This window comes from Sulfurospirillum multivorans DSM 12446, from assembly GCF_000568815.1.
Classification (GTDB): Bacteria; Campylobacterota; Campylobacteria; order Campylobacterales; family Sulfurospirillaceae; genus Sulfurospirillum; species Sulfurospirillum multivorans.
This window is the reverse complement of record NZ_CP007201.1, coordinates 1,627,199-1,649,933: the sequence shown is the minus strand read 5'-3', so window position 1 is coordinate 1,649,933 and position 22,735 is coordinate 1,627,199. Positions and strand designations below refer to the sequence as shown.

General features: G+C 41.5%; 23 protein-coding genes and 1 tRNA gene. 8 read left to right on the top strand and 16 right to left on the bottom strand.

From position 1 onward, the window contains the following. Nucleotides 1-21 precede the first annotated feature (21 nt). The 3 genes from SMUL_RS08460 to SMUL_RS08450 form a co-directional block, all read right to left on the bottom strand. A tRNA-Gln gene (locus tag SMUL_RS08460) sits at nucleotides 22-96 on the bottom strand. A 178-nt stretch (nucleotides 97-274) separates the two neighbouring features. Next, complete coding sequence (poxB, locus tag SMUL_RS08455) at nucleotides 275-1,999, bottom strand: ubiquinone-dependent pyruvate dehydrogenase (RefSeq protein WP_025344829.1); 1,725 nt, start codon at nucleotides 1,997-1,999, stop codon at nucleotides 275-277. 170 nt (nucleotides 2,000-2,169) lie between these two features. After that, complete coding sequence (locus tag SMUL_RS08450; protein ID WP_025344828.1) at nucleotides 2,170-2,748, bottom strand: pseudouridine synthase; 579 nt, start codon at nucleotides 2,746-2,748, stop codon at nucleotides 2,170-2,172. A gap of 101 nt (nucleotides 2,749-2,849) precedes the next feature. On the opposite strand from SMUL_RS08450, the gene SMUL_RS08445 reads away from it, so the two are divergent. The 4 genes from SMUL_RS08445 to SMUL_RS08430 all read left to right on the top strand — a co-directional run bounded on the left by SMUL_RS08445 (nucleotide 2,850) and on the right by SMUL_RS08430 (nucleotide 6,125). Continuing rightward, complete coding sequence (locus SMUL_RS08445) at nucleotides 2,850-3,764, top strand: helix-turn-helix transcriptional regulator (protein WP_025344827.1); 915 nt, start codon at nucleotides 2,850-2,852, stop codon at nucleotides 3,762-3,764. Nucleotides 3,765-3,842: 78 nt separating this feature from the next. Then, nucleotides 3,843-4,175: a nuclear transport factor 2 family protein gene (locus SMUL_RS08440; protein WP_025344826.1), complete on the top strand. Its 333-nt coding sequence runs from the start codon at nucleotides 3,843-3,845 to the stop codon at nucleotides 4,173-4,175. Beyond that, nucleotides 4,172-4,954: an SDR family oxidoreductase gene (locus tag SMUL_RS08435; RefSeq protein ID WP_025344825.1), complete on the top strand. Its 783-nt coding sequence runs from the start codon at nucleotides 4,172-4,174 to the stop codon at nucleotides 4,952-4,954. The genes SMUL_RS08440 and SMUL_RS08435 overlap by 4 nt, the downstream gene beginning before the upstream one ends. A 172-nt stretch (nucleotides 4,955-5,126) precedes the next feature. Beyond that, on the top strand, nucleotides 5,127-6,125 hold the full coding sequence (locus SMUL_RS08430) for an LLM class flavin-dependent oxidoreductase (RefSeq protein WP_025344824.1): 999 nt from the start codon (nucleotides 5,127-5,129) through the stop codon (nucleotides 6,123-6,125). 59 nt (nucleotides 6,126-6,184) lie between these two features. Here SMUL_RS08430 and SMUL_RS08425 read toward each other — a convergent pair whose 3' ends face one another. The 8 genes from SMUL_RS08425 to SMUL_RS08390 form a co-directional block, all read right to left on the bottom strand. After that, a complete protein-coding gene (locus tag SMUL_RS08425; RefSeq protein ID WP_025344823.1) occupies nucleotides 6,185-6,895 on the bottom strand; it encodes a hypothetical protein in 711 nt (236 codons plus the stop codon). A gap of 136 nt (nucleotides 6,896-7,031) precedes the next feature. Next, nucleotides 7,032-7,394: a thioredoxin domain-containing protein gene (locus SMUL_RS08420; RefSeq protein WP_025344822.1), complete on the bottom strand. Its 363-nt coding sequence runs from the start codon at nucleotides 7,392-7,394 to the stop codon at nucleotides 7,032-7,034. Next, nucleotides 7,391-7,900: a pimelyl-ACP methyl ester esterase BioV gene (gene bioV / locus SMUL_RS08415; RefSeq protein WP_025344821.1), complete on the bottom strand. Its 510-nt coding sequence runs from the start codon at nucleotides 7,898-7,900 to the stop codon at nucleotides 7,391-7,393. The genes SMUL_RS08420 and bioV overlap by 4 nt, the downstream gene beginning before the upstream one ends. After that, complete coding sequence (locus tag SMUL_RS08410) at nucleotides 7,887-9,548, bottom strand: AAA family ATPase (RefSeq protein WP_025344820.1); 1,662 nt, start codon at nucleotides 9,546-9,548, stop codon at nucleotides 7,887-7,889. The genes bioV and SMUL_RS08410 overlap by 14 nt, the downstream gene beginning before the upstream one ends. Then, a complete protein-coding gene (gene mtaB / locus SMUL_RS08405) occupies nucleotides 9,535-10,779 on the bottom strand; it encodes a tRNA (N(6)-L-threonylcarbamoyladenosine(37)-C(2))-methylthiotransferase MtaB (RefSeq protein WP_025344819.1) in 1,245 nt (414 codons plus the stop codon). Before mtaB ends, SMUL_RS08410 begins: the two co-directional genes overlap by 14 nt. Continuing rightward, complete coding sequence (locus SMUL_RS08400) at nucleotides 10,760-12,370, bottom strand: mechanosensitive ion channel domain-containing protein (RefSeq protein ID WP_025344818.1); 1,611 nt, start codon at nucleotides 12,368-12,370, stop codon at nucleotides 10,760-10,762. Before SMUL_RS08400 ends, mtaB begins: the two co-directional genes overlap by 20 nt. Then, nucleotides 12,363-13,409, bottom strand: a complete 1,047-nt coding sequence (aroB, locus tag SMUL_RS08395) for a 3-dehydroquinate synthase (RefSeq protein ID WP_025344817.1) — start codon at nucleotides 13,407-13,409, stop codon at nucleotides 12,363-12,365. The genes SMUL_RS08400 and aroB overlap by 8 nt, the downstream gene beginning before the upstream one ends. Nucleotides 13,410-13,453: 44 nt before the next feature. Further along, nucleotides 13,454-14,857 carry a COG3400 family protein gene (locus SMUL_RS08390; RefSeq protein ID WP_025344816.1) on the bottom strand — a complete coding sequence of 468 codons (1,404 nt, stop codon included), beginning with the start codon at nucleotides 14,855-14,857 and terminating at the stop codon, nucleotides 13,454-13,456. Between the two features lie 42 nt (nucleotides 14,858-14,899). Between SMUL_RS08390 and tgt the strand changes: the two genes are divergently transcribed. The 4 genes from tgt to SMUL_RS17440 are packed head-to-tail and all read left to right on the top strand — an operon-like array spanning nucleotide 14,900 to nucleotide 17,869. Then, a complete protein-coding gene (tgt, locus tag SMUL_RS08385; protein WP_025344815.1) occupies nucleotides 14,900-16,021 on the top strand; it encodes a tRNA guanosine(34) transglycosylase Tgt in 1,122 nt (373 codons plus the stop codon). 1 nt (nucleotide 16,022) lies between these two features. After that, entirely contained in the window at nucleotides 16,023-17,087 is a 1,065-nt protein-coding gene (locus tag SMUL_RS08380) for a tyrosine-type recombinase/integrase (protein WP_025344814.1), read from the top strand. After that, the gene (locus SMUL_RS17445) at nucleotides 17,084-17,446 is read left to right on the top strand and encodes a hypothetical protein (RefSeq protein ID WP_223809687.1); all 363 of its coding nucleotides are present in this window, start codon (nucleotides 17,084-17,086) and stop codon (nucleotides 17,444-17,446) included. The genes SMUL_RS08380 and SMUL_RS17445 overlap by 4 nt, the downstream gene beginning before the upstream one ends. Nucleotides 17,447-17,491: 45 nt before the next feature. Then, nucleotides 17,492-17,869, top strand: coding sequence for a CorA family divalent cation transporter (locus tag SMUL_RS17440; RefSeq protein ID WP_235674097.1), 378 nt, complete (start codon nucleotides 17,492-17,494; stop codon nucleotides 17,867-17,869). A 4-nt stretch (nucleotides 17,870-17,873) separates the two neighbouring features. On the opposite strand, the gene SMUL_RS08370 is transcribed toward SMUL_RS17440, so the two are convergent. The 5 genes from SMUL_RS08370 to SMUL_RS08350 are packed head-to-tail and all read right to left on the bottom strand — an operon-like array spanning nucleotide 17,874 to nucleotide 22,665. Beyond that, entirely contained in the window at nucleotides 17,874-18,374 is a 501-nt protein-coding gene (locus tag SMUL_RS08370; protein ID WP_025344813.1) for a SixA phosphatase family protein, read from the bottom strand. 44 nt (nucleotides 18,375-18,418) lie between these two features. Then, entirely contained in the window at nucleotides 18,419-18,697 is a 279-nt protein-coding gene (locus SMUL_RS08365) for a hypothetical protein (protein WP_025344812.1), read from the bottom strand. After that, nucleotides 18,682-19,842 (bottom strand): MFS transporter, encoded by a 1,161-nt coding sequence (locus tag SMUL_RS08360; protein ID WP_038533222.1) that lies wholly within the window; start codon nucleotides 19,840-19,842, stop codon nucleotides 18,682-18,684. The genes SMUL_RS08365 and SMUL_RS08360 overlap by 16 nt, the downstream gene beginning before the upstream one ends. Then, nucleotides 19,832-20,482 (bottom strand): response regulator transcription factor, encoded by a 651-nt coding sequence (locus SMUL_RS08355; RefSeq protein ID WP_025344810.1) that lies wholly within the window; start codon nucleotides 20,480-20,482, stop codon nucleotides 19,832-19,834. The genes SMUL_RS08360 and SMUL_RS08355 overlap by 11 nt, the downstream gene beginning before the upstream one ends. After that, nucleotides 20,479-22,665 (bottom strand): sensor histidine kinase, encoded by a 2,187-nt coding sequence (locus SMUL_RS08350; RefSeq protein ID WP_025344809.1) that lies wholly within the window; start codon nucleotides 22,663-22,665, stop codon nucleotides 20,479-20,481. The genes SMUL_RS08355 and SMUL_RS08350 overlap by 4 nt, the downstream gene beginning before the upstream one ends. Nucleotides 22,666-22,735 lie beyond the last annotated feature (70 nt).

Below are 22,735 nucleotides of genomic sequence, written 5' to 3'. Positions count from 1 at the left end.
GGTTTGTTTGAAGTAAAAAAGTGGATGGGGTGAAGGGATTCGAACCCCTGAATGCTGGTACCAGAAACCAGAGCCTTACCGCTTGGCGACACCCCAAAATCACGTTAAATTTCTTAGTGAAAATGAATCACCTGAACATATTTCGAGCGAAATTTTATCTTGACTTAGGTTAATGCAAATTGAAATGAAGAGAAAAAAAAGGTCATTGAGTGTCGTAAAATTCTAAGCGTAAAAAAGGTGACAAGATATAAGAACCTGTCACCTTTAATCAATTTTATCGTATCAAATTCTCTCTTGCCACTTCGATCAATTCATCGCCTTTGCCATTAATAATCGCTCTTAACATGTAGATGCCGAACCCTTTTGCATTTTCAAAAGAGATTTTTGGAGGCATTGCCAATTCTTGTTTTGCTATGGTTACATCAAGCAAAGCGGCGCCATCATAGGCAAGGAACTCTTTGACGCGCTCTTCCAAATCTTCAGGTTTTTCGACTCTCATGCCTTTAATGCCAGCGGCATTGGCGATTGCGGCAAAGTCTGGATTGGTTAATTCTGTGTTGTCATACCAGTAGCCACCTGCTTTCATCTCCATGGCGACAAATCCTAATGAACTGTTATCGTAAATCACGATTTTTGCTTTGATGTTATGCTGAGTCAGTGTCAATATATCGCCCATGAGCATCGCAAAACCGCCATCGCCACACAAGGCAATGACTTGTTTCTCAGGACTGCTCACTTTTGCGCCGATGGCTTGTGGAAGGGCATTTGCCATGGAACCGTGACTGAACGAACCGATCAGTTTTCGCTTTCCATTCATGCTTATATACCGCGCCGCCCAAACCGTAGGTGTGCCGACATCGCATGTAAATATCGCGTCATCACTCGCATAGGTGTTAAGCAGTTTTGTCAAATATTGTGGGTGAATCAACCCCTCTTTGCTGTCTCCACTGGCTAATTTATCAAACTTTTCAACCGTTGTTTTATAGTGTTCCAAGGCACTTTTTAAAAAGGTGTCATTCTCTTTTTGTTTGATTTTGGGCACTAAAAGTTCCAAGCTCGATTTTATATCGCCCACCATTCCTAGATTGATTTGGGTGTGTCTTCCTAGCGCTTCAGGTTTGATGTCGATTTGAACGATTTTTGCCTTTTGTGGGTAAAACGCTTTATATGGAAATGCTGAGCCTAAAATGAGCAAAACATCGGAGCTTTCCATCGCATAATAACCCGATTCATACCCGATGAGTCCTGTCATGCCGACGCTATTTGGGTTGTTTCCTTCCATGGAGTCTTTGCCTCCGAGTGCATGGACAACGGGAGCGCCCAGAAGTTTTGCAAGCTGCATCACTTCATTATGGGCATCACTGCACCCTGCCCCACACAGGAATGTTACTTTTTGATTGTCATTTAAAATTTTTGCAAGTTCGTTGATGTCCTCACTGCTTGGTATCACCTTTGGAAAACGCGGTTCGCTCCACAAATATTTGGCATCTTTTGGCATAGGGCGAAGCAAAATATCCCCTGGTATGACGATGACACTAACCCCTTTTTTTAAGATGGCTTGTCTGATAGCTGTTTCTAAAATATAAGGCATCTGCTCAGGAGTCGAGACCAACTCACAATAAACACTGCACTCTTTAAATAAATTTTCAGGATGCGTCTCTTGAAAATACCCACTTCCGATTTCACTCGAAGGTATATGCGAAGCGATCGCCAAAATAGGCACGCCATTTCGGTGACAATCAAAAAGACCGTTAATCAGATGCAAATTTCCAGGCCCTGAAGAGCCTGCACAAACGGCGATTTTACCACTCACTTTCGCATCAGCACCCGCCGCAAAAGCTGCTGTTTCTTCATGACGCGTTCCCATCCACTCAATTTGTCCCAATTTTTTCAAACTATCACTCAATCCATTTAAAGAATCACCTGTAATTCCCCATATTCTCTTAATCCCTACTTCGGCTAAAAGCTTAGCAAAGTACATCGCAATGTTGTCATTCATGAAAAATCCTTTCTATCTCGTTGACATGACGCCATTGTAATCCTTTTATGCTTGATGGAGATAAAATATTGAGTCTGATTTTGGAAAATAAGGGTTGGTGAAAAAAGCTATTTTTGTCTTTACATGTAAAGACTTTTGAGTCATAAAATGTTTACATGTAACGCTTTGTATTAATCAAGATTTTTAATGAGCAGTTTTTCTTCTTCAACGGAGAGAAAACGCCACTGAGCACTTTTAATATCGAGTTTAAAGCTGCCAATGCTGATTCTACACAATTCTAAGACCTTTAAAGGCGTGCCAAATTTTGGGTCTTTCAGTGCTCCAAACAGTCTGCGGATATGCCGATTTTTCCCCTCGTCAATGATAATCCTGAGTTTTGTTTTAGCACCTCCCATGCCCATTTTTACGACTTCAAGCGCTTTCAGTAACCCTTGCGGGCTTTCCACCCCTTTTAATGCTTCTGCGATATGCTCATCGCTCACATGACCTCTCACCCAAATCTCATAGACCTTGATGCAATTTTTAGGCGTGGTCAATGCGTGGTTTATTTTGCTGTTGGTCGTAAAGAGTAAAAGCCCTTTTGATTCAAGATCAAGCCGTCCGATGGGCATCCATCCCTCCTTAAAAGCCCACTCAGGCAAAAGATCATAAACGGTTTTTCGCCCAAGATCGTCAGAGCGTGTGACTAGATAGCCCTTTGGTTTGTTGAGGGCAAACAGCTCTCTGGAATCGCTTGGTGTTGCATTCATGAGGAGGATTCCTTGGCGTTTTCGATAAAATAATGAGGATAGACTATTTTTATATTTTATCGTGTTTCTATCTTTACATGTAAAGAAATTGAAGGAAAAGAATGCAAATCAATCGATTATTTGAAATTGTCTATATCCTTCTGGATAAAAAAACAATAACGGCGAGCGAACTATCTGAGCATTTTGAGGTTTCCATCAGAACAATCTATCGTGACGTCAACACGCTCTCTTCCGCGGGGATACCTATCTATGCGAGTCGTGGAAAAGGTGGCGGTATAGGAATAACAGATGGTTATGTACTGAACAAATCTGTTCTTTCAGACAAGGAACAAAACGAAATACTGTATGCCTTGCAGAGCTTGAGCATAACGCATCATTTAGAAGACGATAAGGTACTTTCAAGGTTAAGTGGTTTATTTAAAAAAAATGGGGTAAATTGGATTGAGGTTGACTTTTCTCCTTGGGGGAGCAATCAAAATCAAATATCTCAATTTACCACTCTTAAAGATGCCATTCTTGGCAGTTTGATCATCGAATTTGACTATATAAACGGCTTTGGAGAAAAAAGCAGACGAAAGATTGAACCTATAAAGCTTGTGTATAAGGTCAATGCGTGGTATCTTTATGGGTTTTGCTTATCTAAAAATAGCTATAGAACATTTAAGATTTCACGCATATCAAGTATTGGTGTCACACAAGAATGTTTTACCAAACGTGCTGAACAGAATGAAGAGCCTCAAGATAACGGGCATGAACAATGGATCACTATCAAATTGAAAATTTCTCACGATGGTGCATATAAGGCGTATGAAGAGTTCAATGAGGAAAGTATCAGCAAAAATGAAGACGGTTCGTTAAGGATAGAGACAGTTTTACCAGATAATAAGTGGCTGATGCGCTATCTGCTCTCTTTTGGAGATGATTTAGAAGTGGTTGAACCGCAACACATTCGTGATGAAATGTATAGGCAATCAGAGAAAATTTTTAAAAAATATCAGAGAAAATTTATAACATGACATAATGTAGTCCAGTTATCGTTTGTATAATGGATACAGCCATTTGGCACATCTACGAACGAGAAAGGAACTAAAATTATGAATAAGTCTCTCAATCTTCCACAACCCATCGACGACTATTTCACCGCAGACAGAGGTGATAGTGAGACTGTTGGCAAATGTTTCACTGACAACGCCGTAGTAAAAGATGAAGGCAACACCTACAATGGTTTAGCCGCCATCAAACAATGGAAAATAGATTCTTCAGCGAAATATACCTACACGTGTGTGCCCTTCGCATGCGAAGAAAAAGATGGTATAACAATGGTCACGAGTCGCGTTGAAGGTAACTTTCCTGGTAGCCCCGTTGACCTTCGCTATTTCTTTACCTTAGAGGGCACTAAAATAGCGTCCCTAGAAGTCATCCTATGAGCTTCGACCTTGAACTCACGGGACTCAGGGCTCTTGTGACAGGTGGCACAAAAGGGATTGGTGCGGCCGTCGTTGAGTCATTGCATGATGCTGGTATGACGGTCGTTGCAACGGCACGTTCGATCCCTGACACGGCACCTTCTGACATCATCTACATAGCGGCAGATCTTACGAGCGCAGAGGGATGTCAAACCGTTACAAAAGCTGTTCTTGACCGCCTCGGAGGCGTTGACGTCATTGTCAATGTCCTCGGTGGTTCGAACGCCCCAGGCGGCGGATTTTTAGCTCTCAATGACGGTGAATGGGATGCCGCGATCAATCAAAATCTGATGCCTGCTGTGCGCATTGACAGAGGTTTAATTCCCTCTATGATTGCGCAAGGCTCAGGTGTTATCATTCATGTGACATCCATACAACACGAACTGCCATTACCCGAATCAACAACCGCTTATGCGGCGGCAAAGGCGGCGTTATCCACTTACAGTAAAAGTCTCTCTAAAGAGATTACGCCAAAAGGTATCCGCGTGGTGCGTGTCTCTCCAGGGTGGGTTGAGACCGAGGCGGCTATTCAACTTGCCGAACGGCTCGCGGATCAAGCCAAGACTGATTACGAAGGTGGAAAAAAGATTATCATGGACGCCTTAGGTGGCATTCCACTTGGTCGCCCCGCTCGGACGCAAGAAGTGGCTGATCTCATCACGTTTCTGGTCTCCCCTCGTGCCGCATCCATAACGGGCATGGAATATGTGATTGATGGTGGGACTGTTCCCACAGCCTAATCTGTAGTGAGTGAAGATGAGCTATTTTTTCTTTACATGTAAAGGTCAAAAGTTTAGCCCTCTTCTCTTCCTGAAGGCGCAAACGTTCTATCTTTAGGTAATGTTATTCTTAATCTTATTTGACTATAGTGAGAGAAATGTTTAGACGCGATGCTTTTAAATGGAGAAAAACATGAATAGTCCAAAAATACCATTATCGGTTTTAGATTTAATTCCCGTAGGAGAAGGCTTCACCATAGCTCAAGCCATCGAAAACAGCACAAAACTAGCCCAAGGGGTTGAAGCGTTTGGATATAGACGGTATTGGGTAGCAGAACATCACAATTTTAGCGGAATTGCTAGTGCCGCAACATCGGTCGTATTAAGTTACATTGGAGCAAAAACTCAAACGATCAGAATAGGCTCAGGTGGAATCATGCTACCAAACCATGCACCACTCGTTATTGCTGAGCAATTTGGAACGTTAGAGTCTTTATATACACATAGAATAGATTTGGGTTTAGGAAGAGCTCCAGGAACCGATAGACAAACCATGCTTGCCCTTAGACGTGACATAAACAATGACGGCTCAGACTTTCCTCTGATGCTTGAACAGTTGCAATACTTTTTATCAGATCGTGCAGGCACAAAAGGGATCAAAGCAGTCCCTGGATACGGACTCGACATCCCCATCTGGTTGCTTGGCTCGAGCACGTTTAGCGCGCAATTAGCGGCAGAAAAGGGATTGCCTTTTGCATTTGCATCACACTTTGCACCTGATGCCATGGAAGATGCCATAAAACTCTATCGTGCAAACTTTAAACCCTCTTCCTCGTTAAAAGAGCCTTATATCATCATCTGCATTAATGTCGTCTGTGCCGAAACAACGGAACAAGCACACTACTTAGCGACAACAGAACTTCAAAAGTTTCTTCATCTCCAACGTGGTGATAATAGTCCGTTAAGTAAGCCAACACACGATATGAGTCGTTTATGGGAACCGTGGGAAGAGAAGAGCATACGACATAAAACACGTGAGTCCATCTGGGGAACGCCCGAATTTGTGAAAGAAAAACTTGAAAGCCTTATTAAGCGAACGGGTGCGAATGAAGTGATGATAAACTCTATGATCTATAACCCAGAGGATAGAATAAAATCTTATGAGTTGATTTCGGGGGTTTGGTTTGAGTGATGAGAGGCTACTTTTTATATTATTTTCTTTAGTTAAAGATTTAAAGTAATCTGTTCCTGTTATACTACATATTTTTCAGACAAAACACGGCATAACTCCTTTAAAAAATCTTTAATATAACTTGATAAAATAAATGTGTATTTATGAGTTAATTGTAATTGTTGACCATAGTCTGATTTAACTATTGAAATTATCCACTCTTTATTATTCTTTATATTTGGCTTTTCTCTAAACTCTTGATCAAAATAAAGTTTATTCTTTACAATATTTTTTAATTCGATATCATCTTTTGACCATGAAATAACACCACTTGCATGAAAAAAACAATTTCTAATTTTTATTGATGCTTGTATTTGTTTAAACAAAGTTACTTTTTCTAGATTAATATTTTTCTTTTTAAAGTATTCAAAAAGTTTATTAATTCCTACTCCTCTGATATCACTTATTAGTAAGGAACTATCTCTACTTTCTAGTTCTTTTGCAAGCTTTAATAAGTTATGTTCAAGAATTGAGATTAGTGTGAATAAATTACTAACATTAGTAAGATAAGGAAAAATTTTATTTATCTTGAATGATTCATATTCCCATCTAAGGTTTGCAGTTATCATATCAATGGCAGCTTCTTCATACATACTATATATTTCTTTTTCACGTTTTTTCTCTTCTAATATTAAGTAGTTACTTTTCCATATGAAATCTGAAATATGCATAAATTCTTCATCAATTTGTGATTCAATTGATGAATATTTTCTTTCTGAATTAATAACCATTTTTTACTATCCTAACATTGAGATTGAGAAACAAATTAGCTGTAGGGTAATTTATCAAATATTTTGTTGCATTAAAGAAATAAAAATAGAAAAATAGGGTCAGAATTTTTTTACATGTAAAAACATCATCATACCCCTAAAACCCCAACAACCGAGACTTCGGGTCGCCTTTTTGCGTATTAACTCCCAATACCATACTCTCATAAACGGCCTCAGATTTTAGACCGTATTCAACCCTTTGCTGCTCGCCTTTTTGGTTGTATGTCATACAAACGGGTACAGAGCGCATGTTAAAATATTCGGCTACTGCGGGAGCTTCATCGAGATTACATCTGAAAAAATCCACTTCAAACTTACTTTTTTGCATCACTCGTTCTACTCTTGCGCGGGCGATTTTGCATTGACTGCATTGGTTGGTGTAGAACAGAAGGAAAAAAGCACGAGGAGAAGGCTCGTGTAAGCGTTTTAAAACGGCGGCTTCATCTAAAGGTTGCATCATTTTAAGATGTGCCCTACTCGTTTGAGGTAGTAAACGCTTGCGTAAGGTACGAAAAAATCTTTTACATGTAAAGCATCAATGATGGTGTCACATTCGCCAACATAGACTTCGATGTTCATGCCTCGCTCTTGCAAAGTGCGTAAACGCTCCTTTTCCCATGTGTAGTTCAAAAGCTCATTCAGCTCTTCAAGATTTCCTTTTTGAAAAAATGATTGTATATCAAACGTGGATGGATACACACAATTTCGCATAAAATTTTGTGTATAAAGGTCACTGTTTTTGGAAAAGGAGAGCGTTTGAAGTTTTTTAAATTTTGCGTTTTTGTCCCCGAAAAAGGCGGGTGAGAAGAGTTGGAGGGTGTCGATGCGCTCTTTACATGTAAGGGCGTATTCGAATGCTTTGATGGCTCCGTAACTAAACCCAGCGACGGTGAAATCGCTTTGGTTTAGATACGGAGTAAAGAGTTCTTGCTCGTTTGCAAGGCAAAATCCACTAAAGAACTTCATCGATGATGGCTTTAAGACGCACTTTGGAGATGCTCTCCACCGTATAGAGTTCATGCGATATTTTCTCTAAAATGGCATTCATCCCTTCTAGAAAGTGTTCGAGCTCTTTTTGGGCGTTTTCTAGGATGATCAAAACATCATTGTCATACGGTATAAGCTTTTCGCCCATGCCATAGACTTCGACCATCTCTTTGGCTATGGTGGTAGCACGCTCTAAATCTTCGGTGGCGTTGGTAAATTTTTCATTGTACGCCAGTTTGGTTGCAACCATACCTGCTAGATAGACCTTGATTTTGGAGAGCATTTGCGTTTTAGACTCGATCTCACGGTCGATGTCTTTGAGGCGGTCATTGACGATGGTGATTTTGTCAAAGTCTATCTCAAACCAGTACGCACACAGCGCTTTTGCGGCTTGGTAGAGCGCTTGGATTTTCTTCTCTTCGTCGGAGAAACTGAGTACTTTTTTCTTTCCCATGAGCACTTTTTGACGCACTGCCACGAAGTCGCCCAGTTCTAAGATGGTGGAACCTCGTCGAAGCGCGTTGATAGCGGCTTCGTTGACAAAGGTTGCCAGTGCTGCACCACTAAAACCAACGCTCATATTGGCGAGCGCTTCTAAGTCCACTTCGGTCGGTTTGTTGCGCATGTAGGCTTTTAATATTTCTAAGCGATCGCTTTTATCGGGAAGCGAGATGAAGATACGTCGATCAAATCTGCCTGAGCGAAGCAGTGCTTCATCGATGATGTCGATTTTATTGGTCGCGGCGATGACGATGACGCCACTGCTGTCTTCAAAGCCATCCATTTCAGTCAGTAGTTGATTGAGTGTGGATTCACGCTCGTCGTTTCGCATGCCACCACGCGCGCGTCCTACAGCGTCGATCTCGTCGATGAAGATGATGGAAGGAGCGTTGGCTTTGGCTTGTGAAAAGAGCTCTTTGACTCTCTTTGCGCCCATTCCCACGTAAATCTGTACAAAGGTTGCGCCACTTTGGTAGAAAAAAGGCACACTCGCCTCGCCTGCGACGGCTTTGGCGATCATCGTTTTACCCACACCTGGAGGGCCTACTAAAAGCACACCTTTAGGAAGCGTGATGCCATAGCGTTTGTAGCGTGCAGGATTTTTGAGAAAATCCACGATCTCTTCGAGTTCTTCTTTGACATCTTGAATGCCCGCAACGTCCTTGAAGCTCACGTTTGCTCTTACGGGTCGGATGATGCTACTCATAAATGGATCGTACGAAGCATAGGCTTTTTGGCTGGTCTCTTGCTCTTTTTTGAGATCTTCTGCGCGTTTTTTGCGTGCATAAAAAACAAGTGCAAAAAGCAGACTTCCAAGCATACCTAAAATGATCAGATCTTCAAAAAATGGATGGGAGCGTTGCACTTCGATGGGCACTTTTTTAAGAAGTGCTTCGATGTCGATGCCGTCTTTGATGATGACAAACTCGTCATTAATCCCATAAAGAAACACTTCGTTCTCTTCGACTTTGGCTTTTTTGATGCTTCCGCTGTCCAAAAGTGCGTGATACGTCGGTAGATCAATGATCTTTGGCGTAATGCGTAAATACCCAAAAGCGAGCAGTACCGCAAAAATGCTCAGCGCCATAAGGGAGAGCATCAGTTTTGGGGACTTAAAAGTGCGCATAGTTCGCCTCCTGTTGAATCTCGTAGTTTTCGATCGTAACCCACTCTTTAAGCAAGTCGCGATTGCTTTGGATGATGACTTTATTGAAAAACTGGTCGTAACCGATGTAGTGGTCGTCTTTGTGCTCTTCGACGAGGATATTTAAAGGTATTTCACTCTTTTTTTGCCTAAAAGTAATGTTTTTCGACTCTACAAGCGTTTCGATGCTCTTGAGGCGCTCTTTCGCCACATCGCCTTTGACCTCTGGTTTCATCGTACTTGAGGGCGTTCCATCGCGTTTGGAGTAGGTAAATGCGTGCAGATGAGTCAGTGGAAACTGCTCCAACGTTGTGTAGGCTTCTTGCCAAATCTCGTCACTTTCGCCTGGATGCCCTGTAATAAAATCGGTTCCAAGTGCAAAGCCACGCTCACTGAGTTCGTGGAAAAGCTCCAAGTCACGTTTGACGTTATTGCGCCTTCGCATCAGTTCTAGCATACGCTCAGAAGTATGTTGAAGCGCTACATGTAAATGGCGCTCTAACCACGGCTCGCTTAAAATCTCACGAAAACTCTCATCGATCTGCACAGGCTCTATGCTTCCCAAACGAATACGACGAACTCCTCGAATGGCGCCTAAACGTTGGACGAGTTTTCCAAGGGAACTGCTTTTGTCTTTGCCGTAGCTGCCGATGTTCGTACCCGTGAGCACAAATTCACCGTAGCCATTGAGGGCGAGTTTTTGCACTTGTTCGATGATCTTGGCTTCATCTTGACTTCTGGCATTGCCTCTGACGTAGGGAATGATGCAGTAAGAACATCTAAAATTGCACCCCTCTTGAATCTTGATAAACGCTTTGGTTTTGCCCGTGTATTCGTGAACGATCGTCTCATCTAAAGAGGTTAGATCGCCGATTTCGTAAAATGGGCTCTCTTGTTTTAGAAGTGTGTTGATCTGCGCTTTTTCGGAGTGTCCCATAACGCCAAACACCTTGTTTTGGCTAAAGAGACTCTCCCCTTTGCTGATCGCGCCACACCCTGCAATGATGACTTTTTTGCCCTCTTTCGTCGCGTGGTTGATGTAGCTTCGCACACCCGTGTCCGCACCATTGGTCACCGTACAGGAGTTAACCACGATGATCTGCGCTTCGCTTTCAACTTCGGTTACTTCAAAATCGCTCAGATTTGCCATCATGACTTGGGTGTCGTAGATGTTGGTGCGACACCCGAAGGTTTTAAAAAAGACTTTTTTCATCAGGACTCTTTGGCTCATCTGGTGGAGATGAGGGGCGTTGTTGCTGAGCTATATTGATATTTTGTGTTTGGTAAGCGATCGTGATGTCCTCTTCTTGATTAAACGCATCGATGATTTCGCAACCAATGGTACCACGAAGGGAAAGCGCGGCATACGAATTGGTCATGTACCAGCAGTTGATACAAAATCCTTGTGCCTCGACAAATGAGAAGATGCGAGGCTCGACATTGGTGTTTTTAAGGCTGTACTGATTGCGCAGTAAGTTGAGCTGTTTTCGCGCAATGTCGGTGTAGCCTTTGGCGTATTTTTTCGTGATTTCGCGCGCTAAATGCACCGCTTTTTTGTGGTTGGAATCAAACGTGATGTAGATGTTAATGCCATTCCAAACCGTACGCATCGTGCCATGGGTGTAGTTGGAAATGACGGAGGAAAATATAAGGTTATTGGGAATAAAAAAAACCCTTCCTGAACGTGTGTTTTCCATGTACGATGTGAGCGTAATATCTTCAAGTAACGTCATACGAAGCAGTGAAATATCGATGATGTCGCCCACATACGAGAGCCCATCTTTTTTGACTTTGATGCGATCTCCCACATGAAAACTACCACCAAAAATAATGACCATCCATCCTAAGATGCTCATAAACCAGTCTTTCATCGCAATCGCGATACCCGCAGAGGCAAATCCTACAACGGTGACAAGGTAGGAGACATTCTCGATGTACGAAAAGAGCAAAATCAGCAAAATCAGCGTGACGTTAAGAAAATTGATGATCTTATTGGCGGTGTAAAAACGCTCATTGTCTTTGATGTAACGTTTGGCAACAAATTTGAGTAAAAGCGTGATGACAATGACCACGATAATGAAAATACCGATGTTGAACGCCCGTTTCATTTGCAACGTAATGTCTTGGGTAATGCGAATGCTTGCCTCGTCCACTTTCTTTACATGTAAAGAGTAACTCGTACTCGCAATCTCTTGCGCGGCGATAAACGCGTTAAGCTCTTTTTGCGCTTCATACGCCATATCTTCGTTCGTGATGATCGGCTCGATCTGGTTGATCTCTTCAATTAACGCGAGTTTTTCTCTAAGTTTTCCAACCAAAAAGTCCAAACGATCGATGCGCGCATGGTAGTCAGCACTCTCTTGTTTGATTTTTTTAATGTATGAAAGCGCTGAAATAATCGCAAAAGGGTTGGTGATTTTAGGGTAACTCTCCAGCTCAATGGATTCAACCATCTTGCTAAACGGTGAGTTTTTAAACTCCTGCAACAGCTCGATCTGTTTTTCAAGCGACTCTTGTTTACTCACCAATCGTTCGCGTTTTTCAATCGAGGCTTTATCTTTCGCATTTTTGATTTTTTTGACTTCAGCATCAACGGTAGAGAGCTCTTCGATGAGCTTTTGGTAACTTAAGTAGTTGCCATAGCGCTTAAACCACAAGTTGTCTTTAATCGCTTCATCAATTGCCGTGATTTTTTGGCGCAGTGCTTCGGTTTTGATGCTATCTTCAAGCTTGGATGTCGTGTTGGTTTCGGCTAAAAGAAGGTTACATGTAAGAAAAATAAGCCACAGGATTTTTTTAGGCATTAAGATCCTTTAGCGCTTCAAGAACGGTCTCTTTTGGGATATTGTTTCGCATCACATGACCGCCAATTCCCTTGGCTAAAATAAAGGTGATTTTATCGTTGGCACTTTTTTTGTCTAAGAAAAAGGCATCGTAAAATGTCTCTAAATCATCGATGGCATAGTGAGTTGGAAGCGCATAACGCTCAAGAAGTGCTTGAATGCGCAACACCTCTTCGTGGCTTAAAAGCCCTAGTTTTTGGGCGAGGGCATTTGCCATCATGATTCCAATTGCAACAGCTTCACCGTGCAAGTAAGTCGTGTAATGGGTTTGGTTCTCGATGACATGCGCAAACGTGTGTCCGTAGTTTAACACCGCGCGTATGCCCTGCTCTGTCTCGTCTTGTGAAACGACGTCAGCTTTAATGGAGATACTTTTATGAATCGCCATCTTGATATTATCTTCATCAAACAGATCATGGCTTTCCAACCACTCAAAAAAGGCTTTATCAAACGTGACTGCCATTTTGATGATCTCCGCCACACCCGCTGCAAATTCACGTTTGGGCAAAGTTTTAAGAAATGCGCTATCACAATACACGGCGCGTGGTTGCCAAAATGAGCCAATAAGGTTTTTGCCATAGTCGTTGTTAATGCCCGTTTTGCCACCTACACTGGCATCGACTTGGGCTAAAAGCGTGGTAGGAATCTGAATAAAATCAATGCCTCGCTGATAGATTGAAGCGGCAAAACCTGTCATATCGCCAATGACGCCACCGCCAAAAGCGATCAAAATGGATTTGCGATCCAATCGGTGCTCAAAGCAGGCGTTTAAAATGAGGTTTAAGCTCTCAAAATTTTTATACATTTCGCCATCAGGAAGAATGAGCGTATGAAGCTCTTTCGCCTCGATGCGTGCTTGAAGGTTTGAGAGGTGAAGTGCTGCTACTGTGGAGTTGGTGATTATCATCACTTTGGTCTCAAAGACGAGTTTTTCTAATGGGCCAATAATGACACTGTAATCTTTTGAAGTGGTTTTGTTTAAGACAACATTGACGTGCATGTTCTTTCCGTTTTTTATTTCTATCTTACTCAAAAAGCACTTAATTATGCATTGATTGGGATGAATAGCTGGTAATTGTCGGCAAGTTTAAAGTGTAATTTTTCCATATCGGTTGAGAAAATCGAGAGGATATTGGTTTCCAAAATTTTGGGACTGAACGGTAAAAATTGCAAAATATTATCTTTGTGACGCAGTTTTACCAGTGGGTTTTTGTCGCTTTGGATGACATCGACTTCGCGACCAAAGATCTTAGAGAGGTTATCAAAGTGCTCAATAAGGCTGTTTTTCTCACTCTCATGGTCAGGATTGTAGGAGTAGAGTTTGAGATCGAGTGAGAGTTGGGTTGCGACGTCAAAAATGACGGAAGACTCTTGTTCGATTTCATGCGCGTCATTGCTTAACACAACGCCTTGGTTGAGGCTTGCAAAGCCCTGTTTTCCCATTTTGAAGATAGGTAGTTTGGTTTTATACAGAGTGCGTTTATTTTTTTGGAAAAAGCGGTTCATCACAACAATCAACCCAATATCCATGCTCTCGGTATCCTCTCTGAGTGCTTTACGTGGATTGGTCTCAAAGTAGTCGATCATGACGTTGATGTGGTGGTTGCTATAGCTTTTGACCTTATCGAGTGCTTTAGAATAGGTCGGGTTAATAATCTTTACATGTAACTTATTGCTGTTCAGTTTTGAGTGCAGTAACAGTGCGTCATTCAGAAGTACATCGATCTCTTTGTCACTCATGCGCAACATGTCGATCAAACAGTAGATACTGCTACCAAACGGTGAAGGAAACTGACCGAGCTCACGCTTGATGCTTTTAAAGACACTCTGCAGCACCTTAGGATCGCCCACAAGCAACAAAAGGTCGTTGGGTAAAAGCATGAGCGCAGGACGAGGTAAAATGAGCGTGTTGGAGCGATACACCGCTGCGATTTTCCACCTGCTCTGCTCGATGGAGGCAAGATGGCGGTACGCGTAAGAGCTTCCCACAGGTACGGAAACTTCCATGATTTCGCCAATGCCCAGACCGATGTTTTGCGCGACAATCGGCGTGTTTGGAAGGTGGTCAGTAAAACGAGAGGCGAGGATCTCGCGAGAGTTGAGCATCAAAAGGCGTTTATCTTCGATCTTTAAATCCCATCTGTCCATAATCACGATACGCACTTTGCCATCCACGCGTCTGATATTCGTGTAGGTGGCTTTGACATCGAGTTCATTGGACATCATAATCATCACTTGGAAAAATTGTTCATTGAGGACGATGGCGAGTTTTTCGTAACTGGTTGGGTCAAATTCAAAAAATTTAAAGTTTTCAGGGCGCTTTTTAGGTAAAGTCTCTTCTTTATAGGTCACAATGGTATAGCTATTCTCTCCAGCCTCGGTTTCCATAACCTTTTCTAAAAATTGTTTTGCTAGAATGCCATCAGCGATGATCAAAATTTTTTTCATTGTAAGCGACTCCCTAAAATATGAGAGGATATTGTAACTAAAATGGAATTTCAGATAGATAAAACCGATGGAAGTGCTCGTGCTTGTACGATAAAAACGGCACACAGCACCATCCAAACCCCTGTATTTATGCCCGTTGGAACGGTGGGCAGTGTGAAAAGCTTAGACGCTGTTGATATGAGCGAAATGCTTGGAGCTCAAATTATTTTAGGCAATACGTACCATCTTTACCTGCGCCCGAATGATGAAGTGATCAAACATTTTGGTGGGCTTCATGGCTTTACCAAGTTTCCGAATAGTTTTTTAACCGATAGCGGTGGATTTCAAGCGTTTAGCTTAAGTGACATCTCCAAAGCCGATGTGAATGGCATTATGTTTAAAAGCCACATTGATGGCTCATCGCACTACTTTACGCCTGAGAAGGTGCTCGATATTCAGTATAACTTTAACTCTGACATTATGATGATCTTGGACGATCTTGTCGCTTTGCCTGCGACCAAAGAGCGCATCGCGCTTTCCATCAAACGCACGACCGATTGGGCACAGCGTGCCATAACGTATCATAAACAAAAACAGTCTGAGGGGATTGGTCTGCATCAAAATATCTTTGCGATCATTCAAGGAGGAACCGATAAAGAGTTTCGACGTATCAGTGCAAATGAGCTTTGTGCCCTACCCTTTGATGGTTTTGCCATTGGCGGTCTGAGTGTGGGTGAAAGCAATGCTCTGATGTATGAAACGGTTGAGTTTGTAACGCCTTTGATGCCAACCGACAAGCCTCGTTATTTGATGGGTGTTGGAACACCTGAGGATTTGGTAGAGAATGTTGAGCGAGGGGTGGATATGTTTGATTGTGTGATGCCTACACGCAACGCGCGCAACGGTTCACTCTTCACTTCCTTTGGAAAAATCAGCATCAAAAATGCCAAGTTTCAACGAGATGAGGCACCGCTTGATCCTGAGTGTGAATGCTTTACATGTAAACATTATTCAAGGGGTTATCTGCACCATCTTTTCCGCGCTAAAGAGCTCACTTACTTTAGACTGGCTTCGATTCACAACTTGCATTACTACCTTACATTGATGAAACAGATGCGCCAAGCGATTCTTGAAGGTCGTTTTAAAGCTTTTAAAGCAGAATTTTACGCCAAGCGAGCCAACTAAGATGCGCTACAAGGTGGATGTGAAAGAGAATGTTGAGCAAAGCCTGCTTTTTTGGCTCGATCGTTTTATCAAGTCAAAACTCACCTCTCTTTCCAACCGCCATGTCGAAGAAAATGCTAAACTCTCTGCTATTATCGGTTCGCTCAACCATGGAAGCGAAAGCATGGATGATCTTAAAAATCTTGCCAAGGAAGCACGCAATATTGGGTTGATTGGGATCAACCTTTTTATCAATCCCTTGGAGAAGTTTTACCATTACCTCACTCCTATGAAGCTAGGCTCTTTAAAAGAGATCGATGAGGAGCTATTAAGCGAATTTTTAGCCTCTCAAACAGGCTCCCTCTCCGATGCGACGAAAAAGAACTACCGGATTGCATTGCTGGGGCTTTTTAAATTTATCGATAAACAGAATGAAGATGACACTGGCAGTTCGTATCAATTTCGCATTGAGCTTAAAAACTGGGGCGGGCTTGGTGGGCGCAAAGGTGAGAAATTGCCTGCGCACATGTTCAAAGAAGAGCTTTCCCGTTTTTTCAAAGCGATCGAAGAGACCGAGTTCAAACCTTACGCTCAAGCCAAAAACAGGCTTTTGATCAAACTCATTATCTATACGGGGATGCGTGTGAGCGAGGCGCTTGGGATGCGGCTCAAAGATATGGTCAAAGATGGAGAGTATTTTGTCTTTCAGATTCGTGGAAAAGGCAATAAGCCTCGAACGGCGATGATCAAAGTGGAACACATCGCGCATGATTTGGAAGAGTGGATGGGGTATCGAAGCTCTGAGAGTATGCTGTTGTTCCAAAGTCGTACGGGTAAGCCTCTGACGCAGGCGTATGTGAGTTATATTATGGAGAAGATGCTGCTTCATGCGGGCATTCGCAAAGAGAAAAACGGTGCGCACATGCTTCGCCACACCTTTGCAACCTTGCTCTACCAAAAAAATCACGACCTGATTTTGGTGCAAGAAGCCCTTGGACATGCAGACTTGAACACGTCGCGTATTTATACCCATTTCGATAAAGAACGTCTTAAAATTGCAGCTGACACAATGGATGGTATGGAATGAAAAATCTTTTTGAAAAAGTCGACAGTTTCCACTTATCGGATATAAAAAATCCTACGCATCCTTCTATTTTTATTGAAGAATCTGCGTATGATATTTTGATTTTAGTGCTTCCTTATAAAGAGGGAAAACACCTGAAAATGGAGTCGCATGCGTTTGTGTTTGACCATGAATCGTACTACTATTTCGATAAACAAAAAGCTGAATTTGTCAATTTTGAGACGATGCAACGCGTGTATGAATTTTTGAATGAAAAGACCAATCATGTCATGAAATTGGTTGCTTCGATGCACGAAAGTATTGATTTGATGGAAGAGGCGCTGTACGATAATGCCAATTTTTCAAACTTTATGCACTATTAGCTTTCCAATAAAAAAGATCTAAGCCGCATTCAAAGAGTACTCACCTTGGGCGATGAGGTGCTGAGTCAATTTATTGAGACGTATCTTAAAGCAGAGGATTTTCTAGCGATTCATTTTCAAGATATTCACGAACATATCGGACGAACCAATCGCTCTGCCCTTCTTGCAACCGATAAACTGAACAACTTATACAACTTCTACACCAGTCGTAGCAATGAAAAGATGAACCGCACGATCTACCTTTTGACGATTCTCTCAGGCATTTTTTTACCCCTGCATTTTGTGGCAGGCTACTTTGGCATGAACAGCCAAGGACTGCCTTTTAGTGATATTGCGTATGGTACAAGTTTGGTAACGCTGATTATGGCAAGTTGTGCCATAGCGATGGCTGGGTTGATTCTCTTTTTGAAAAAGAGACTCTAGCCGCTTAATCTTTGAGGTGTTTTTGGGGGTAGTCAAAAAAGAGGATGTGACCGCTCTCTTCGCAGATCTCTTTGAAGCTGTGCACATCAAAACTGATGCAGACAATCGCACATGTGGGGATATTGCTCAAAATGGCTCCGCTAAGGCGTTCACCTACTTCTGTAATGGTAGGATTGTGTGCGATGATGAAAATGGACTCATGTTTGTCATCGGTCGCATGAATCAGTTCAAGATACTTCTCATATGAGCTTTCATAAAGGGAATCCACACTTTTAATTTTTTTCTTATCATAATCAACCTCACGTGCGAGCTCTTTCGCCGTTCTCTCCGCTCTTTTCGCAGGACTGGCATAGATAATATCTGGCAGTACATTAAACATCTTTAAACGTCTCCCCATAAAGACAACATCACGTTTACCACGACTATTGAGGGGTCTTTCAAAATCATTGAGGATTGTATCTTTCCAGCTTGATTTTGCATGTCTGATTAAATAAATTTTTTTCATTACTATCCTTTACGCTTGAAGCATTATAATGAGATTATATGAGATTAATATAAAAAATTCTTTGTGACCCATTGAAAAACGAGTCGTCGTGTCACCGCAAAAAATGGAAGCTCTGTGCGCAAAAAAACCTCAAGTTTTTTCAAAGAGTACTCATCAAGTTCCATTGCTTCGCCGATGCGTGTCATCATGATCTGCATCTGTTTTAAAGAGTGTGCATCAAATGCTTCATTGCCCTCTTCTTCAAAATAGCGTTCTTCATCGTAGTTTTTAAGCTCTTTAGTGTACTCTAATTGTAAAAAATCTTCGCTTACATGTAAACGCAACCCTGCTCCTTTTTTGCAATAAAAAATGTCAAAACAAACGAAACCACTGCAATGGCAGCCCCTATAAAAAAGACAGCGCTGTGCGAATAAATCCAAACAATACCCAAGGTAAACGGTAGAAAAACCGCCGCAATATGGTTAATCGTAAACCCCACTCCTGAAGTGATCGCAATATCTTTGGGATCGGCTATTTTTTGAAAATAGGTCTTCAGGGCGATGGCAATCGTAAAAAAGAGGTTGTCTAGAATGTAAAGTGACACCGCCATTGTTTGTGATTGTACCAAACCATACAGGATAAAAATGAGAACAATGCTTAGATATTCGATGCGCAAGGAGAGTTTTTCACCAAAACGTTCAATCAGCTTACCTGCATAAGGGGCAAAAATCATATTTAACACGGTGTTGGTGATCAGCAAAAGTACCATGTTTTCGACCGTAAAGTGAAATTTTTCAACGAGTAAAAAGCCTGCAAAGACAACGACAATTTGACGACGCGCCCCTGCTAAAAATGTCAATACGTAAAAAAGCCAATATTTTTTGCGCATAAAGAGTTTAGTTTCTTGCAATACATCGTCTTTAAAATGTTCAAACCCGAGCCATGCGACAAGGGCTAAAAACATCGTCATACCACCGCTGAGCAGGTAAATACCAATATAGCCGACATCAAAAAATTTCATCAGCACATACAGAGTGCCTAATGTTGCAAGCCCAATAAAGGAGCGAATGGCTGAGAGTTTACCCAAAAAAGAGGGAGCATTTTTTCTGTCGATCCATTGCAGACTGAGCGAGTTATTGAGCGTTTCTAAGTAGTGAAAGCCAACGGACATAATCAGCGTTGTGGTGTAAAGCCCCAGTGTCGTGGGAAAAAATCCCGTTAAAAGCGTACCAAGTCCTAAAAGAAAGAGTGAAAGGTACGCTGCATTTTGCTGACGAAAGATGAGCAAAACAAAGACGATACTAAAGGCTAAAAGTCCAGGAACCTCACGAATACTTTGAAGCAGACCGATCTTTTCACCATCAAATTGTGCGGATTCAATCGCAAAGTTATTGAGAAGTGAATTCCATGCGGTAAACGCGATCGGAACGGCTGCTGCAAACAAGTAGAGCAGTTGTTCACGTGTGGAAAAGAAGGCTTTAATGTTCATAATTGAGTCTGTATCCGATGCCACCTTGATTTTCGATGGTGTCTTCAGGGAGTTTTTTGCGTAAACGCTTCACTAACGCTCGAATGTTCTCTGTGGTGGTAAGTTCTCCACCCCAAACATACTGCTCAATACGTTCAAACGAGATGTTTTTATTGAGGTTCTTGGTAAAAAGATTGAGCAGAAGAATCTCTTTTTTAGCAAGCTTAACCTCTTCACCACTGCCATCGACTAACTGTTCGTGCTCCATGGAGTAGGTAAAACCATCCGGCAAAGCAATAAGGCAAATTTTGGGTTTACAGAGCCGCTCTATCTTCGTCTCTAATTCGTACATGTAAAACGGTTTTTTGAGGTACTCATCGCATCCTTTGCTGTATGCTTCTTGGATCGTGTCTAGTTCAACATTGGCGCTGATGATAATGGCTGGAGTGGCATCATCCATACTGCGAATCTCTTTGAGAAGGCTGAGCCCATCCATGCCTGGAACGTTGATGTCTAGGATAAAGCAGTCATAACCATTGTCAATGGCTTCAAGCGCTAGTTTACCATCACTAAAAAGATCGACATGGTATTTTTTTTGCTCCAATGCTTCGACAATCAGATTGGCTAAGCGTTCATTGTCCTCTAAGACCAATAGCTTCATGCATCTCCTTTAGCTTTTTGAATGGTGATAAAGATTTGTGCGCCACTCTTTTTTTGTTTAGCGATAATTTTACCGCCCATTTTATCTTCAATAATCAAACGTGCCATATAGAGTCCAAAGCCATCGCCATTGGCTTTAGTGCTCATAAACGGATCAAAAATGGATTCGAGTTTACTTTTTTCAATTCCACAACCATCATCACTGATGGAGAGATAGATGTTGTTTTCATCACTATCAAGCTCAATGTCAATAATACCATCAATGCTTTGTGTCTCTCTTCTTTTCACAATACTATCTTTTGCATTATTAATGATGTTTAAAACGCACTGTTTAAATTCATTAGGGTAACCAAAAGCTAAGAGTATTCCTTGCTGTTTTTGGACGATGTGGATCGTAATATAGTTATATTTGACATTATGGTTGACAACGGCAAGAAGCGAATCGATCGCGTCTCTGACATCAAAGGCGGTTTGCATCGATGAAGGTTTGATGAATTGTCTAAAATCATCGATGGTATTGGACATGTATTTGACTTGGGTCATAATGTCATCGACAAATTTTTGGGTATCTTCTTCATCCAATGCTTTTTTACGCCGTTTGTAGATGAGTTCTTGCGCAATCGCAGAGATCTCAACCAACGGTGTTTTCCACTGGTGTGCAATGCTGGCGATCATCTCCCCTACTTCGGATTGTTTGGAGCGTTGAATGACAAACTGCTCGTGGCGCTTGTGTTCGGTATCGATGCGTTTTTTCTCGGTAATATCCGTAAGAATGGTGACAACGCCTGCTTCTTGGTTGTTTTCATCCGTATAATAGGTTCTGCGAACAGAGAAAATGATCTTATCTTTATAGGGAATGTGCATCTCAATTTCAGCACTCGTAGGACAATCAAGCGGCACCTCTTGAACCGCATCGCAAATGGTTGGCATCACGTCACGTACATGTTTTCCAATAATATCAATCTTCTCATGCTCCAAAATATGGCATAAAAGATCATTACATCCTAAGATAATACCATCGTTTGCTTTCCAAAAAATGGCACTTTGGATGTTGTTAAGCAGAACATAGTCCAGTTTATTCTGGCGCAGAAGCTCTTTTTCCAGTGAAATACGTTTGATAATGTTTAAAACCAAAATCGTTGTAAGCAAAAGGAGTAGTGGCATCAGGGCAAACGCATTCTCTACAAATTTACGGTGTTTTTCGTAAAAGCTTTCAACGCCATTAAGCACTTCTGCGGGGGTTGGAATATCGTTAAGAGAAATACCAAATTTTCGCAAAATATTATTATCAAAAAAGTAGGTACCTTTTGGTATTTCGACAGGCAGTGAACTGGTTTTTTTACCATTAATCAGCTCAAACGCTTTTTTAGCAGCAAGCATGCCTTGTTCATAAGGATTGACCATATAGCCGCCAATGACACCTTCGCCAACATGGATATGATTGAGTGCAAAGATAGGATAAGGCGAGCGTTGGAAAAAGGCTTGGAGCTTGTAATACGGAACATACTTATCATTCATGTCTCGATAAAAGCTGGTAAACAAAATGGCGCTGTGTTTCGGGAGTTTTTCAATTTTATCGTCAATTGCATCAAAATTGATCTGATTGTCAAACACGACACGGAATTTATCTTGGAAATTATTGGACTCATCAATAATCTGATCTTTGATCACCAAAGAAGAGTACGCATCATCGCTTATAATGTATACCATTTTAATGGCAGGAAAGAGTTGATAGATCAATTCGAGGTTTTTACGTATATCTTTGTACTCTACCACACCCGTTACATATGGCTTCATCGTATCATTAATATCTTTGGGATTAAAGTTCTCAACACCACAAAAGATGATCGGCGTTTTAGGAAAAAGTTCTTGCTGATATTTAAGGGCAAATTCATAAGCATAGTTATCGGCTACGATGACGGCTTTGTAGCGTCGATTTCTAAATTTCTTTTTATAAAGATCAAGGAGCTCTTCAAAGTAATGGTCTGATTCTATTTTTTTACTATCCATATACTCCGTCGTAAGTTCATATTGTGGATGCTTTTGCATAATGTTTTCCACACCACGCGAAATGCCATCACTCCATTTGAGTCCTTTGTTATAGGAATGAAGCAGCAAAATTTCATTCGAAAATAAAAAAGAGCTGTAAATAAATAAAATAATAATTATTTTTAAGTTTAACATGGGTTTCCAGACTTATTTTTTTGTTATATTAGCAAAAAGGTCTCATTTATATCCTAAATTGGAGAATATA

Excerpts from the sequence above, each read along its gene's own strand:
- SMUL_RS17445 (WP_223809687.1), top strand. The coding sequence starts at position 17,084 with ATGAAAAATCTTTTTGAAAAAGTCGACAGTTTCCACTTATCGGATATA.
- SMUL_RS08400 (WP_025344818.1), bottom strand. The coding sequence starts at position 12,370 with ATGCCTAAAAAAATCCTGTGGCTTATTTTTCTTACATGTAACCTTCTT.
- SMUL_RS08445 (WP_025344827.1), top strand. The coding sequence starts at position 2,850 with ATGCAAATCAATCGATTATTTGAAATTGTCTATATCCTTCTGGATAAA.
- SMUL_RS08380 (WP_025344814.1), top strand. The coding sequence starts at position 16,023 with ATGCGCTACAAGGTGGATGTGAAAGAGAATGTTGAGCAAAGCCTGCTT.
- SMUL_RS08370 (WP_025344813.1), bottom strand. The coding sequence starts at position 18,374 with ATGAAAAAAATTTATTTAATCAGACATGCAAAATCAAGCTGGAAAGAT.
- SMUL_RS08350 (WP_025344809.1), bottom strand. The coding sequence starts at position 22,665 with ATGTTAAACTTAAAAATAATTATTATTTTATTTATTTACAGCTCTTTT.
- SMUL_RS08450 (WP_025344828.1), bottom strand. The coding sequence starts at position 2,748 with ATGAATGCAACACCAAGCGATTCCAGAGAGCTGTTTGCCCTCAACAAA.
- SMUL_RS08430 (WP_025344824.1), top strand. The coding sequence starts at position 5,127 with ATGAATAGTCCAAAAATACCATTATCGGTTTTAGATTTAATTCCCGTA.
- SMUL_RS08390 (WP_025344816.1), bottom strand. The coding sequence starts at position 14,857 with ATGAAAAAAATTTTGATCATCGCTGATGGCATTCTAGCAAAACAATTT.
- SMUL_RS08410 (WP_025344820.1), bottom strand. The coding sequence starts at position 9,548 with ATGCGCACTTTTAAGTCCCCAAAACTGATGCTCTCCCTTATGGCGCTG.
- SMUL_RS08425 (WP_025344823.1), bottom strand. The coding sequence starts at position 6,895 with ATGGTTATTAATTCAGAAAGAAAATATTCATCAATTGAATCACAAATT.
- SMUL_RS08435 (WP_025344825.1), top strand. The coding sequence starts at position 4,172 with ATGAGCTTCGACCTTGAACTCACGGGACTCAGGGCTCTTGTGACAGGT.
- poxB (WP_025344829.1), bottom strand. The coding sequence starts at position 1,999 with ATGAATGACAACATTGCGATGTACTTTGCTAAGCTTTTAGCCGAAGTA.
- mtaB (WP_025344819.1), bottom strand. The coding sequence starts at position 10,779 with ATGAAAAAAGTCTTTTTTAAAACCTTCGGGTGTCGCACCAACATCTAC.
- aroB (WP_025344817.1), bottom strand. The coding sequence starts at position 13,409 with ATGCACGTCAATGTTGTCTTAAACAAAACCACTTCAAAAGATTACAGT.
- bioV (WP_025344821.1), bottom strand. The coding sequence starts at position 7,900 with ATGAAGTTCTTTAGTGGATTTTGCCTTGCAAACGAGCAAGAACTCTTT.
- SMUL_RS08360 (WP_038533222.1), bottom strand. The coding sequence starts at position 19,842 with ATGAACATTAAAGCCTTCTTTTCCACACGTGAACAACTGCTCTACTTG.
- SMUL_RS08440 (WP_025344826.1), top strand. The coding sequence starts at position 3,843 with ATGAATAAGTCTCTCAATCTTCCACAACCCATCGACGACTATTTCACC.
- SMUL_RS08355 (WP_025344810.1), bottom strand. The coding sequence starts at position 20,482 with ATGAAGCTATTGGTCTTAGAGGACAATGAACGCTTAGCCAATCTGATT.
- tgt (WP_025344815.1), top strand. The coding sequence starts at position 14,900 with ATGGAATTTCAGATAGATAAAACCGATGGAAGTGCTCGTGCTTGTACG.
- SMUL_RS08420 (WP_025344822.1), bottom strand. The coding sequence starts at position 7,394 with ATGATGCAACCTTTAGATGAAGCCGCCGTTTTAAAACGCTTACACGAG.